Origin of the sequence: Methylotenera sp. N17 (assembly GCF_000799155.1) — a bacterium.
Lineage (GTDB): Bacteria > Pseudomonadota > Gammaproteobacteria > Burkholderiales > Methylophilaceae > Methylophilus.
The window spans coordinates 1096456-1108287 of sequence record NZ_JUGE01000001.1 but is presented as its reverse complement, the minus strand read 5'-3'; the positions used below and the strand labels follow the sequence as shown (position 1 = coordinate 1108287).

Here is an 11832-nt window from a genome sequence, read left to right as displayed (position 1 = left end):
GGCAATGAAAGGCATTGTATTGGCCGGTGGTTCTGGTACACGTTTGTATCCTGTTACGCAGGTGGTTTCTAAGCAGTTATTGCCGGTGTATGACAAGCCGATGATTTACTACCCATTATCCGCGCTGATGTTGGCTGGTATTCGTGAAGTATTGATCATCTCAACACCGCAAGACACACCGCGTTTTTCAGAATTGCTAGGCGATGGTAGTCAATGGGGCATGTCCATTCAATACAAAGTACAGCCATCGCCAGATGGATTGGCACAAGCCTTTATTTTGGGCGAATCATTTATTGGCAATGACCCATGTGCCCTTGTATTGGGCGATAACATTTTCTACGGGCACGAGCTGGCGCTGATGGCGCAAAAAGCTGCTGAGCGTACAAGCGGTGCCACTGTATTTGCCTATCCGGTGAATGATCCTGAGCGTTACGGCGTGGTGGAATTTAACCAAGCAGGTCAAGCCATTAGTTTGGAAGAAAAACCGACGCAACCTAAATCCCGTTATGCTGTCACAGGCTTGTATTTTTACGACAATCGCGTGGTTGATATTGCAAAAAATCTTAAACCATCACCTCGTGGCGAATTAGAAATTACCGACGTCAATCGTCATTATCTGGAGTTGGCAGATTTGCATGTAGAGGTGATGGGGCGCGGCATGGCTTGGTTGGATACAGGTACGCATGAATCGTTATTGGAAGCTGGCGCCTTTATTCAGACCATCGAGAAGCGCCAAGGGTTAAAAATTGCATGTCCGGAAGAGATTGCTTACCGCAAAGGGTTTATCGACGCAGCAGCATTAGAGAAGTTGGCCAGCAAGTACGCTAAAAATGGCTACGGTCAGTATTTGAAACAAGTGTTAACAGAGAAAGTGTTTTAATGAATGTGATTCAAACGCGTATTCCAGAAGTGTTGGTGTTTGAGCCCAAGGTATTTGGTGATGATCGTGGGTTCTTTTTTGAGAGTTTTAATGCAAACCAGTTTGATGCAGCAGTAGGCCAACACTATGATTTTGTTCAGGATAATCACTCACGTTCTGCAAAGAACGTGCTGCGAGGCCTGCACTATCAAATTGAACAGGCGCAAGGCAAGCTAGTGCGCGTGACGCAAGGCGAAGTGTTTGATGTCGCTGTGGACATTCGGCAATCCTCGCCTACATTTGGTCAATGGGTAGGTGAACTGCTTTCCGCAGAGAACAAACGCCAAATGTGGATACCGCCAGGATTTGCACATGGGTTTCTAGTGCTCTCTGATCATGCCGAATTTTTGTATAAAACCACTGATTTTTATGCGCCACAATTTGAGTGCAGCATTCGCTGGGATGACGCTGATATTGGTATCGAATGGCCAAGCGATGCTAAACCAGTGTTGTCGGCCAAAGACAGCGTTGCTTCAAGCTTGCGTGATGCAAGAAAATTCCTTTAATCCATTCATCTGGTAGCCCATGAAAATTTTAGTGACAGGTGTAAAAGGTCAAGTCGGCCATGCTTTGCAGCACACGCTAGGCGGTCATCACGAAATCGTTGCACTGGATCGCGAGCAACTGGACCTTGCTGATACAGATGCCATTCGTCGTGTCGTGCAGCTAGTGAGGCCAGCACTTATTATTAATCCTGCAGCTTATACTGCAGTAGATAGAGCTGAAAAAGAACCTGAGTTAGCGCATGCGATTAATGCCGTTGCCCCTGGTATTTTGGCGGAAGAAGCCGCAAATATTGGTGCCGGATTAATCCACTTTTCTACAGACTATGTGTTTGATGGTAATAAAGAAGCGCCTTATGTAGAAACCGATGCAGTGAATCCGCTCAGCGTATATGGCCGTAGCAAGCTAATGGGCGAAGTTGCGATACAAGCTGTTGGTTTACCACATTTGATTTTACGCACAAGCTGGGTATACGGTGCGCACGGTAAAAACTTCCTGAAAACCGTTTTAAGATTAAGCGCAGAGCGCGAACAATTAAAGATTGTTGACGATCAATGGGGCGCACCTACAAGTAGCCATGCTATTGCCACGGCAGTCAATCAGTTGCTAGATGCTTGGCAGACAGATAATCAATCACAATCAGGCATCTATCACTTTACCAATGCCGGCAGTACTACATGGTTTGGTTTTACGCGCGCCATTTTGGCGGCATATGAGGTGCGGGCGGATGCATTTGCCTTGCCCCCATTGCGAGTCAAAGCAGATACGGTGGGCGCTATCACCACTGCAGAATACCCAACGCCAGCAGTACGCCCACGTAACTCAAGATTAGATCAGACTAAACTGAACAAAACCTTTGGTGTTGCATTGCCTTCTTGGGAGCTGGCATTGGATGAAGTGATGGGACAAGTGCAGCGTTTTGACTAGCGGACAGCGTCTGTCCAGCTATTAGGGGTCTCGTATAAGCGCACGCGCTCAAGTGTGAGGTGGTTGCCGTATACATCTTTGTACTGTGCTTTTAATAACCTGAATGCTTCAGACGCCATATTTTCCGCAGTAGGAATAGTGGGGAAGATTACGGTTTTATGGCTAGGCAGACTGTTCAGAAAGTCTAAAACAACTTGGTCGCCCAGATAGACAATAAACGCATGATCCCAAACATCTACTACGGTTTCACGTGCAATTTTCTTCACATCAGAAAAGTCCATGACCATGCCGTTTTCTGAAGCATGGTCTTGCTGAATAATATCGCCGGATAACGTGATTTCGATGGCGTAGCGGTGGCCGTGCAAGTTGCGGCATTGGCTTTTATGGTCTGGGATACGGTGGCCCGCATCAAATTCAAGGCGTGTAGTGATTTGCATGGCTGAATTATATCAGCTCGCAGAATTTATTTTTGCCCACTGTACAAATTCATCAAAGGGCATCGGTTTTGAAAAATAGTAGCCCTGTGCTTTGGTGATGCCAATTTGGTTGATTAATTGCAGCGCGGCCTCGTTTTCCACACCTTCCACCAACACTTCTTTATCTAAGCTCTCTGCCAGAGAAGCCATGGATTGCACCATTCTGAAGTCTTTGTCGGATAAATGAATATCACGCACAAAAGACTGGTCGATTTTAATCAATGAGATGGGCATATTGCGTAGCCTCGCCATAGATGAATAGCCAGTACCGAAATCATCCAGTGCTAACCTAAACCCATGGTCCGTCATTTGCTGAATAGTATGCAGTGTGGTTTCATTTTCTTCCAAAATGCCATTTTCTGTGATTTCCAAAATCAAATCTTGCGGTTTGATTTTCCAAAACTGACTACTTTGCAGAATCAGCAAGGGCAAGTCTTTATCGTATAGATCTTCTGCGCGCAAGTTGAGTGTTAGGTAGACCGAGAGCTTGTTTTGGTTAATCAGTTGGTGCGCTAGTCGGCATACCGAGTGAATAAGCCAGCGCGTGAACATCTTGCCCAGCCCAACTTTATTGATAATCTCCACCATGACATTGGGATAAATACCTTTACTCTTTGCACTCGGCCAGCGCAATAAGACTTCGGCACCTACACAATGTCCATCCGGCAACCCAACAATAGGCTGCAAGTAAAGCTCTAGATCTTCATTGTTGAACGCATCGGTAATATCTAGTTCCAGTTTCTTTTGATGATCGGCTTCATCGGAGATTGCTTGCGTATAAATCACAGCATCCAGTTGACTAGTAAGTGCATGGTTAAGTGCAATGCGGGCATGTTCCACCATGTGCACGTAGTCATTCGGTTGTGTTTGTATGGCCGCCCCAATCACAGGGGTGACAATGAATGCTTGGTGGTCAAAAGGAATGACTTGCTCAAAACAACGTTGAATTTTAGCAATCAATAAATTCATTTGTGGCGGCTGTATAGACTTTTCAAGCAACACGTTAAACAACAACGCGCCAGACTGAAACAAGCTGTGGGCACTTGGGAAACACGTGGTCAGTAGCTCTACAATTTTGATGCTGAGCGCGGGGGGCAATGTCGGAGAAATTGTATTGGTGCCGCGTTCGATTAAAAAACGGATTGAGATCAGGCTTAACTCGACCGGAGCTGATGACGGTTCTGCGCTTTCCGCAATGGCTTGAATCAGCAGGTGCGTATTCGGCAAATTGGTAATGGCATCATGATCCAACAGAAAATGAATCTGATGCTGCTCATAGGTATGTAAACTTTCGCTCAATATTTCAAATAGGTAAAGGTGAAGGCGTGCCGTGCTGGTACTGCCGGTGCCTGATGCATGCCCGAGAGCGAGGCAGCGCAACAAGCTGGTGATGCTGGTCAGTTTGGTATTGGCTTGAATGGCTTGTACCCAATGCGCGATACACGTGTTGATGCGGATACAAAATGCATCCCATGACATAGTGCTTGGCCAAGTCGCAATGTCTACAAACAACTGCTCCAGCGCATCGTTTTTATCTTCGTTATCCAGCGCTAGATATAACGCTTCTATAGCATCTACATCGGCTTGATACGTGCCCTGTAGCTGATGCATTTCCAGTTGATATTGCGTTGCTTTGATCGCCAGATGTTCTGCGGTGTATTCAATGTCGAGCGTACGTAAATAAGGCGTTTGTTCGCCATCTTCCAATCTATCGAGTAGGCGCATAAGCTAGATATTAGATATAAAAGTCTTCGGCATGCAGCCCTAGGCTATCTGCCGTCACCGCACGTACTATTTTGTACACTTCGCCATCTGGCGTTTTAGGAGAGTTTAATAGATCAAGGGTAACTGGAAATTCATTGCGCGTTCTATCTGGCGCGAGCACTACCATCACTCTGGGGAGTAAGCGCCGCACCTGATTCTGCTGAATCACTACGCCAATTTCTCCGCTATTCAGTTCGACCAGAGAGCTGACGGGGTAGATGCCAAAAAACTGAATGAGTTGTTCGACTAGTTCACTTGAAAATAATTTATCTCGCATCTGATGAATTTCATCCAATGCTTTCAGGTTGTGGATGCTCTTGGCGTAGCTGCGATCAGTGGTGAGCGCGCAATAGGTATCAATTAAGCCAGCAATTTGCGCGCGTATTTGAATTTGCTCGCCATCTAGGTTGTTTGGGTAGCCGCTGCCATCATAGCGCTCGTGGTGTTGTGCAATCACTTCAATTACAGAATCTGGAATATCCGATGTTTTTGCCAGAATACGCAGTCCTTCTTCAATATGTAATTTAGCAATTTCAAATTCCGTGGGACTGAGTTTTGCATTTTTTAACAAAATGCGTTGCGGAATTTTTACCTTGCCCAAGTCTTGCAGCAGGCCAGCCAAACCCATTTCTTTAATCTCTAGTTTTGGTAATGCTAAAAAGCTAGAAAAAGCCATCATGTTGATCGATACATTGAGCGCCTGCGCATAAGCTACATTGTCCGCATCTTTGAGTTTGGCAAGCCACATCAGCGCATCCGGTGTGCGGCTGATGCTATCCACCATATGATCTAACACCTCGGAGACCGTGCTGATATCTAGGTGTTGTTTATTGGCAATGGCTTCGAAGATTTCTTTGGTGGCAATTTGTGTCTTTTCATAGGTGGGGTAAATCACCGCCATTTCCTGCTCTACACGCGGCACTTCATTTTGATAAATATGAATGCGATACATTTCAGATTCGGTAATCCCAAATGGATCATCGTCTGTTTCACCATTAGACTTAGGTGTTTTGAGCTTTTCTTTTTTATTCCCAAATAGATTTCTCAAGAAGCCAAGTGCGCTTCCATTGCTATCGGTATCTGGCTGTGTACTTTCAGCACTGTGCGTGCCATTGAGCGGTGCTGATGCTGACGCTGATGGTTTAGCCTCTCTGACATTAAAGATGATGCCATCATTGGTTTGCGTGATTTCACCTTTTTTGATGGCACTCATAATCTCAAAAAAATTGGATTGCTGAAGCGTCTTCTTTTGGTTATTTGTGGTTTTAACCATCACCTTGGGCGCCGTATTCACGCGGGTGTTAGGCTGTTTGGTGCTAGCTGCTTGTTTGATAATCACTGGGACGGATTCACGCTTGATAGCAACATCCACTTTGACCTTACTGCCAAATTGGTCGCCGATGGATTTGGTGCGATCTACATACACAAACTCACACAGCTGTTTTAGTGTTTGCAGTTGCTCATCTTCTTCAAGCACAAAGCCTTGCAGCAAGAAGGGGGTTCCTAACCACGGTCTATCAAGGTCAGCGATAAACATGCCTAACCTGAGTTGGTTTGAAAGAACCTTTTCTTTGGTGATGTCCATGGCTATTTTAAGTTGATTCGCTCAATGTTTTAATATGCGCCAATACACTCTCGCTTAAGTACTGCAAATGATAGCCACCTTCCAAGCATGAAACAATTCTACCTTTACAATATTTTTCAGATAATGCCACGATATAGCGCGTAATCCAACTAAAGTCTTCAATTTCGAGTGCTAAGTTGGCAAGTGGGTCTTGGCGGTGTGCATCAAACCCAGCGGAAACAAACAATATTTCCGGCTTAAACGCTTCAATCGCGGGGGTAAACTCTCGAGTGACTGCCTCTCTAAATGCTTCGCCACTGGCGTTTGCAGGTAAGGGCACATTAATCATACGGTTTGTTCTTGAGTTTGCGCCTTTGTGCAGATAAAACGGGTGCTGAAATGTTGAACACAACATCACTGCCTGGTTTTGCTTGAAAATATCCTCTGTGCCGTCGCCATGGTGCACATCAAAATCAATAATCGCAATACGTTGAAGACGATAATGTTTGAGTGCGTGCATCACGCCCACCGCTACATGGTTAAAAATACAAAAACCGGCACTATTGCGCTTGCCAGCATGGTGACCGGGTGGGCGGGTGCAGCAAAAAGCATGGCGGGCTTTTTGCTGCATGACTAGGTCGGTTGCCAAGATAGCAGCGCCACTGGCACGCAGGGTGGCTTCTAAGCTGGCTGGGCCCATGGCGGTGTCCGCATCCAGTTTCACAATGCCAGCGCTGGGGGCTATGGCATAAATGTAATCTACGTATGCTTGATCGTGCGCTAGGGTTAAGTGCTGCCTAGTTGCTAGTGGCGCTTGGTAAAAATCGAGTTGATGCCGAATAGGTGAAGCGTTGATTGCAGCTTGAATGGCAGAAATGCGCGCCGGTGATTCAGGATGTTGCCCATCCATGACATGTAGCAAGGTATCTGGGTGAGAGATCACTGCGGTACGGTTCATGATATTGGGCGATGAAGTTCCTCGGTCAATAATTGGTATTGTGCCAGCCGGTTGGCGCTAATGGTCAAATTCACTTGGCTTAGGATAGCACAGTCAGGTTCATGTATATGTCTGCAGTTGTTAAATCGGCAGTGGCCCAAATACGGTCTAAACTCAACAAATGCTTGTTCCAACGCCTGCTGCGAAATATGATTCAGCCCAAATTCTTGTAAGCCGGGCGAGTCGATTAAACTGCTGTGCTGATCCAAATAATACAGGCGCGTGGCGGTGGTGGTATGTTTACCGCTATCCAAGGCTACACTCATTTCTTGTGTGCGTGCCGTTTCATTTGGCAATAGCGCATTGATGATGGTGGATTTCCCCATGCCGGATTGCCCGACCATCACGCTTTGCTCGCCCGTTAGGAATGGGAGTAGTGGCGCAATATCTTGGTTTGCGGAAAGCGGGAGTGTGGTATAGCCAAGCGCTGTATATAGATTAAGTTTTTCTAGCGCTTCATCGTTTTTTAAGTCGCACTTATTTAACACAATCAATATTTTAATGCCGGCTTCCTCTGCTGCAACCAAGCATCGATTCAACAACGCTTCATAAAAACTAGGTTGGGTGGCCAGCACAATGATGATTTGTGTGACATTGGCCGCTAAGAGTTTACTTTTATAGGCGTTACTACGATAGAGCAAGGTTTTGCGGGCTAACGTGCGTTCAATGACACCTTCACGGTGGTCGGTAAGGGCTATTTCTACTTGATCGCCGGAGGCAATGTCTGTTTTTTTACCACGGGTGACGCAACTGATGCGGCGTTTGTCTTCAAGTTCTACTTCATACCGCTTACCAAAAGCGGCGACTACTAGCCCATTAAGTATCATTTAAAATGGTAATACTGTTGGTTTAGATACGCTGCAACGTTTATTTCGTCTTCCTCAAACCATTTTAAATCTAACATGGTATTGCAATTGCGTACCTGCACAACAAGACCAGTAGGCGTTTTGATTTTTCTCAACTCGCGCGTATAGATTTCCGAACCATCGCCGCCGTAACTAGATGCATGGCATTGAATGCAGTGCGCCTCTAATAGTTTTTTACCAGCAGGTATATCTGCATTGTTGAACAAGGCATCACCATAGCAAACACTAGAGGCTAGCAATGCGCTTAAGAAAATGCATTTATGCATCATACGATTAACGATTCCCAGTATAAGCGGCGAGTTTTGCAATACGAATGCTTGCCGGTGGGTGCGAGTCATAAAACGCAGAATGTAAAGGGTCCGGCGTCAATGTAGATGCATTCTCACGATACAGTTTAACCAGTGCGTCTACCAAGAATTTTGCATCTGCGTGTTTTGCTGCATAGTCATCGGCCTCAAATTCATTTTTACGTGAGTAGCTGGCCATGATTGGGCGCAATAAAAATAAGAAAGTAGGGGAGACCAATAAAAACAATATCAAGGCCATATAGTCACTGGGTTGGTGTACCCCTAAGCCAGCGTAAAACCATGATTGGTTGATAAGCCAGCCTAATAAAGCGAGGCCAATCAAGCTGATAGAGAACATCATGACCACACGTTTAATGACATGATGATGTTTGAAGTGGCCAAGCTCATGTGCCAATACCGCTTCAATTTCATCTGCATTCAACTTGTCTAATAAGGTATCAAAAAATACCACGCGCTTGCTGCTGCCAAAGCCCGTGAAATAGGCATTGCCATGCCCTGAACGTGTGGAGCCATCCATCACAAATAAGCCTTGTGACTTAAAACCACACTTCGTCAGCAGATTTTCGATGCGACTTTTAAGTGTGATATCAGCAAGTGGTGTAAATTTATTGAACAAAGGCGCAATAAATGTTGGATAAACCGCCAACATCACAATGTTAAACACACTCCATATAGCCCATAAGTAGAACCACCAGTAATCGCCCGCGCCTTGCATTAGCCAGAGTGCGGCAAATAAAATGGGGGCACCTAATGCTAATCCTACCAAGCCATGCTTGAACATGTCGCTAAAAAACATAGCAGGCGTCATTTTGTTAAATCCAAACTGCGCATCTACTGTAAACGTACGGTAATAGTCAAAGGGCAGCTCAATCAGGGTGCTGGCAAATAGCGCACTGCAAATCACCAACGCACCGCGTATGATGTCTTGATTGGGTAGCCATTGTGTCCATACTTGGTCTATCCACTGTAATCCACCGCCGATCGTCAGCAATAGCAAAAGAATCGCGTGTGCCGCGGTTTCTGCAATAGTGACTTTTGTTTTAGCGCTGGAATAGTCTGCGGCTTTTTGGTGTGCTTCTAGTGAAATGGTTTGTGTAAATGCAGCTGGTACCTGTTGGCGGTGCGATTGTATGTATTGAATATGGCGATTGCCTAACCAAAGTCTTACCAAGGTAGTAATGGCTAATAAGCTCACAAAAATAAATGTTAATGTTGTTGCCATAAGGTCTATAAATTCACTAATTAAGTTAAACTAACATGATTGTGAAGCATCCCAAGGCAAATGGTTCACAGTCTATGTCTTTAACCCGTATTTTAATGGAAATCATGATGGTCGCTAGCAATAACAATGTCAATAACGAAAATTTAATTTGGTTGGATATGGAGATGAGCGGGTTGCTACCTGATTCTGACCGTATTTTAGAGTTGGCAGCCGTGGTGACCGATGCAAATCTCAACGTGTTGGGTGAGTCCCCAGTGTTCGTGATTCATCAAAGCGATGCTGTGTTAGACGGCATGGATGCATGGAACAAAGGTGCGCATGGTCGTAGTGGTTTGATTGATAAGGTCAAAGCATCTACGACCAGTGAGCAAATGGCGACTGAGCAGATGATTGCTTTTTTAAAAGAGCATGTGCCAGCAGGCAAATCTCCTATGTGCGGTAACTCTATCTGCCAAGATAGGCGTTTTATGGCGCGCTATATGCCAGAGCTGGAAAGTTATTTTCATTATAGAAACTTAGATGTGAGCGTGTTTAAAGAGCTGGCCAGACGCTGGAAGCCGGAAATTTATGCTGGCTTTAAAAAAGCCAGCAGACATGAAGCACTGGCCGACATCTATGAGTCTATTGATGAGCTGAAATATTACCGCGAACACTTTATCGTCAAGTAAGCCTTACAGCTAATTTAGAATAGTTTACTGAAGAAGTTACGGACAAAAAAAAGGACATTATCTACATAATGTCCCGAGGGAGGAGAAGTTAGCTTTGGAGAAGCTTAGTTATACATAAGCATCAACTATGCCAACTAGCCAAACGCTTATTCCAAGAGTTTTTGATACAGCGCAATGTAAGCATTGGCGCTGTTCTTCCAACCAATTTCTTTTTTCATCCCATTTTTCTGTATTTTTTTCCAAATCTTTCGGTCATTCCATCTTGACAAAGCCTGTTTGATTGTGACCAAAAGTGACATTCTGTTGACATTTTCTATCACAAATCCTGTGGCTCTATTGTTTTGAATGCTGACTTCATCGCTATGGCAGATAGAATCTGCTAGGCCACCTGTGTTAGAGACAATAGGAGGCGTTCCGTAGCGCAATCCATATAGCTGATTGAGCCCGCATGGTTCAAAGCGCGAAGGCATAATGAAGATGTCAGCACCCGCCATAATCAAATGGGATAAAGGCTCGTTATAGCCGATGGTGACGGACACTTGGTTCGGGTTGTTTTCTGCAAATGCTAAAAACTGCGCTTCAAAAGACTTTTCGCCGCCACCCAAAATTGCAAATTGACAGCCTAAGTCAATCAACTCTTGCATAGACTCTATGAGAATATCCAAGCCCTTTTGATGCGTGAGCCTACTCACTACGCCAAGTAAAGGCATTTTATCTGTGACATGCAAATGTAAAGCTTCTTGCAAGGTTGTTTTAATGCGCGCTTTGCCTGCTAGGTTTTTTTCAGAGTAGTGATCTGGCAAGTAGGGGTCGGCACCAGGGTTCCACTCATCGGTATCAATGCCGTTGAGAATACCTGTGATGTCGGCACTTCTCACTTGTAACAATCCTTGCAGTCCAAATCCAAAGGCCTCTGTTTGAATTTCTAATGCATAGGTCGGACTTACCGTGGAGAGTTGATCTGCGTAAAAAATCCCGGCTTTTAGAAAAGAGACTTGCTGGTAAAACTCAAAGCCATTCAGTTGGTAGTCTTGTGGCGACAGCTCAAGCGATTGTATCCAATGCGGTGCAAAGTTGCCTTGAAACGCGATGTTATGAATGCTGAGCAAAGACTTGGCTTGCGTAAGGCCACGTTGTTTCATGTAATAAGGTGCTAGCCCTGTTTGCCAATCATTGCAATGCACAATATCCGGCACCCAACTCCAAAAGGGTTGATGCAGGCTGAGTAAGCTAGCCACTTTGGAGAGCGCGCCAAAGCGCATTGGGTTGTCTGCCCAGTCATGGCCATGTGGGTGCGTGTAAGGGCCGCCATCACGTTCAAATAACCCAGAGTGCTTAATGATGATGACTTCAACTTGCGTATTGGGAATCACGCCAAGAATCAAATCACAGCTCAAATGTGTGAATACTTGCAGTGTGCCTAAGTAGGTTTGATTTTCAACTTTATCCAGCACCGCACTGTAGCCGGGAATCAGACATTTGACATCTACATCTGCCACGTTAAGCGCGGCGGGTAGAGCACCACTGACATCTGCAAGTCCACCTGTTTTAATGAGCGGGAAAATTTCAGAACTAACGAATAAAACGCGCAAAATATTCTTTCTTGGAATTGGTAGC

12 protein-coding genes are annotated in these 11832 nt (G+C 45.3%); 4 read left to right on the top strand and 8 right to left on the bottom strand.

Annotated elements, in window-relative coordinates; all coding sequences use genetic code 11:
* The first annotated feature begins 4 nt into the window (after window positions 1-4).
* The 3 genes from rfbA to rfbD are packed head-to-tail and all read left to right on the top strand — an operon-like array spanning window position 5 to window position 2350.
* Window positions 5-880: a glucose-1-phosphate thymidylyltransferase RfbA gene (rfbA, locus tag FG11_RS05310; protein WP_026361710.1), complete on the top strand. Its 876-nt coding sequence runs from the start codon at window positions 5-7 to the stop codon at window positions 878-880.
* The gene (rfbC, locus tag FG11_RS05305) at window positions 880-1425 is read left to right on the top strand and encodes a dTDP-4-dehydrorhamnose 3,5-epimerase (protein WP_047533681.1); all 546 of its coding nucleotides are present in this window, start codon (window positions 880-882) and stop codon (window positions 1423-1425) included. Before rfbA ends, rfbC begins: the two co-directional genes overlap by 1 nt.
* A gap of 19 nt (window positions 1426-1444) precedes the next feature.
* Window positions 1445-2350 carry a dTDP-4-dehydrorhamnose reductase gene (gene rfbD, locus FG11_RS05300; RefSeq protein ID WP_047533678.1) on the top strand — a complete coding sequence of 302 codons (906 nt, stop codon included), beginning with the start codon at window positions 1445-1447 and terminating at the stop codon, window positions 2348-2350.
* On the opposite strand, the gene queD is transcribed toward rfbD, so the two are convergent.
* Genes queD through FG11_RS05265 form a run of 7 tightly spaced genes read right to left on the bottom strand, consistent with a single transcriptional unit; the run spans window position 2347 to window position 9547 of the window.
* Window positions 2347-2787: a 6-carboxytetrahydropterin synthase QueD gene (queD, locus tag FG11_RS05295; protein WP_047533676.1), complete on the bottom strand. Its 441-nt coding sequence runs from the start codon at window positions 2785-2787 to the stop codon at window positions 2347-2349. The genes rfbD and queD overlap by 4 nt on opposite strands.
* Before the next feature lie 12 nt (window positions 2788-2799).
* A complete protein-coding gene (locus FG11_RS05290) occupies window positions 2800-4551 on the bottom strand; it encodes an EAL domain-containing protein (protein WP_025224302.1) in 1752 nt (583 codons plus the stop codon).
* Window positions 4552-4561: 10 nt separating this feature from the next.
* The gene (locus tag FG11_RS05285) at window positions 4562-6175 is read right to left on the bottom strand and encodes an HD-GYP domain-containing protein (RefSeq protein WP_047533673.1); all 1614 of its coding nucleotides are present in this window, start codon (window positions 6173-6175) and stop codon (window positions 4562-4564) included.
* A 7-nt stretch (window positions 6176-6182) separates the two neighbouring features.
* Entirely contained in the window at window positions 6183-7112 is a 930-nt protein-coding gene (locus tag FG11_RS05280) for a histone deacetylase family protein (RefSeq protein ID WP_047533670.1), read from the bottom strand.
* Complete coding sequence (gene rsgA, locus FG11_RS05275; protein WP_047533667.1) at window positions 7109-7978, bottom strand: ribosome small subunit-dependent GTPase A; 870 nt, start codon at window positions 7976-7978, stop codon at window positions 7109-7111. The genes FG11_RS05280 and rsgA overlap by 4 nt, the downstream gene beginning before the upstream one ends.
* Window positions 7975-8286: a c-type cytochrome gene (locus FG11_RS05270; RefSeq protein WP_088177898.1), complete on the bottom strand. Its 312-nt coding sequence runs from the start codon at window positions 8284-8286 to the stop codon at window positions 7975-7977. Before FG11_RS05270 ends, rsgA begins: the two co-directional genes overlap by 4 nt.
* A 4-nt stretch (window positions 8287-8290) precedes the next feature.
* Window positions 8291-9547 carry a M48 family metallopeptidase gene (locus FG11_RS05265; RefSeq protein WP_025224298.1) on the bottom strand — a complete coding sequence of 419 codons (1257 nt, stop codon included), beginning with the start codon at window positions 9545-9547 and terminating at the stop codon, window positions 8291-8293.
* Window positions 9548-9621: 74 nt separating this feature from the next.
* Between FG11_RS05265 and orn the strand changes: the two genes are divergently transcribed.
* Window positions 9622-10215 carry an oligoribonuclease gene (orn, locus tag FG11_RS05260; RefSeq protein WP_442922035.1) on the top strand — a complete coding sequence of 198 codons (594 nt, stop codon included), beginning with the start codon at window positions 9622-9624 and terminating at the stop codon, window positions 10213-10215.
* A gap of 146 nt (window positions 10216-10361) precedes the next feature.
* Here orn and glgA read toward each other — a convergent pair whose 3' ends face one another.
* Window positions 10362-11807, bottom strand: coding sequence for a glycogen synthase GlgA (glgA, locus tag FG11_RS05255; RefSeq protein ID WP_047533665.1), 1446 nt, complete (start codon window positions 11805-11807; stop codon window positions 10362-10364).
* Window positions 11808-11832: the final 25 nt, after the last annotated feature.

Excerpts from the sequence above, each read along its gene's own strand:
- rfbA (WP_026361710.1), top strand. The coding sequence starts at position 5 with ATGAAAGGCATTGTATTGGCCGGTGGTTCTGGTACACGTTTGTATCCT.
- rfbC (WP_047533681.1), top strand. The coding sequence starts at position 880 with ATGAATGTGATTCAAACGCGTATTCCAGAAGTGTTGGTGTTTGAGCCC.
- rfbD (WP_047533678.1), top strand. The coding sequence starts at position 1,445 with ATGAAAATTTTAGTGACAGGTGTAAAAGGTCAAGTCGGCCATGCTTTG.
- queD (WP_047533676.1), bottom strand. The coding sequence starts at position 2,787 with ATGCAAATCACTACACGCCTTGAATTTGATGCGGGCCACCGTATCCCA.
- FG11_RS05290 (WP_025224302.1), bottom strand. The coding sequence starts at position 4,551 with ATGCGCCTACTCGATAGATTGGAAGATGGCGAACAAACGCCTTATTTA.
- FG11_RS05285 (WP_047533673.1), bottom strand. The coding sequence starts at position 6,175 with ATGGACATCACCAAAGAAAAGGTTCTTTCAAACCAACTCAGGTTAGGC.
- FG11_RS05280 (WP_047533670.1), bottom strand. The coding sequence starts at position 7,112 with ATGAACCGTACCGCAGTGATCTCTCACCCAGATACCTTGCTACATGTC.
- rsgA (WP_047533667.1), bottom strand. The coding sequence starts at position 7,978 with ATGATACTTAATGGGCTAGTAGTCGCCGCTTTTGGTAAGCGGTATGAA.
- FG11_RS05270 (WP_088177898.1), bottom strand. The coding sequence starts at position 8,286 with ATGATGCATAAATGCATTTTCTTAAGCGCATTGCTAGCCTCTAGTGTT.
- FG11_RS05265 (WP_025224298.1), bottom strand. The coding sequence starts at position 9,547 with ATGGCAACAACATTAACATTTATTTTTGTGAGCTTATTAGCCATTACT.
- orn (WP_442922035.1), top strand. The coding sequence starts at position 9,622 with ATGTCTTTAACCCGTATTTTAATGGAAATCATGATGGTCGCTAGCAAT.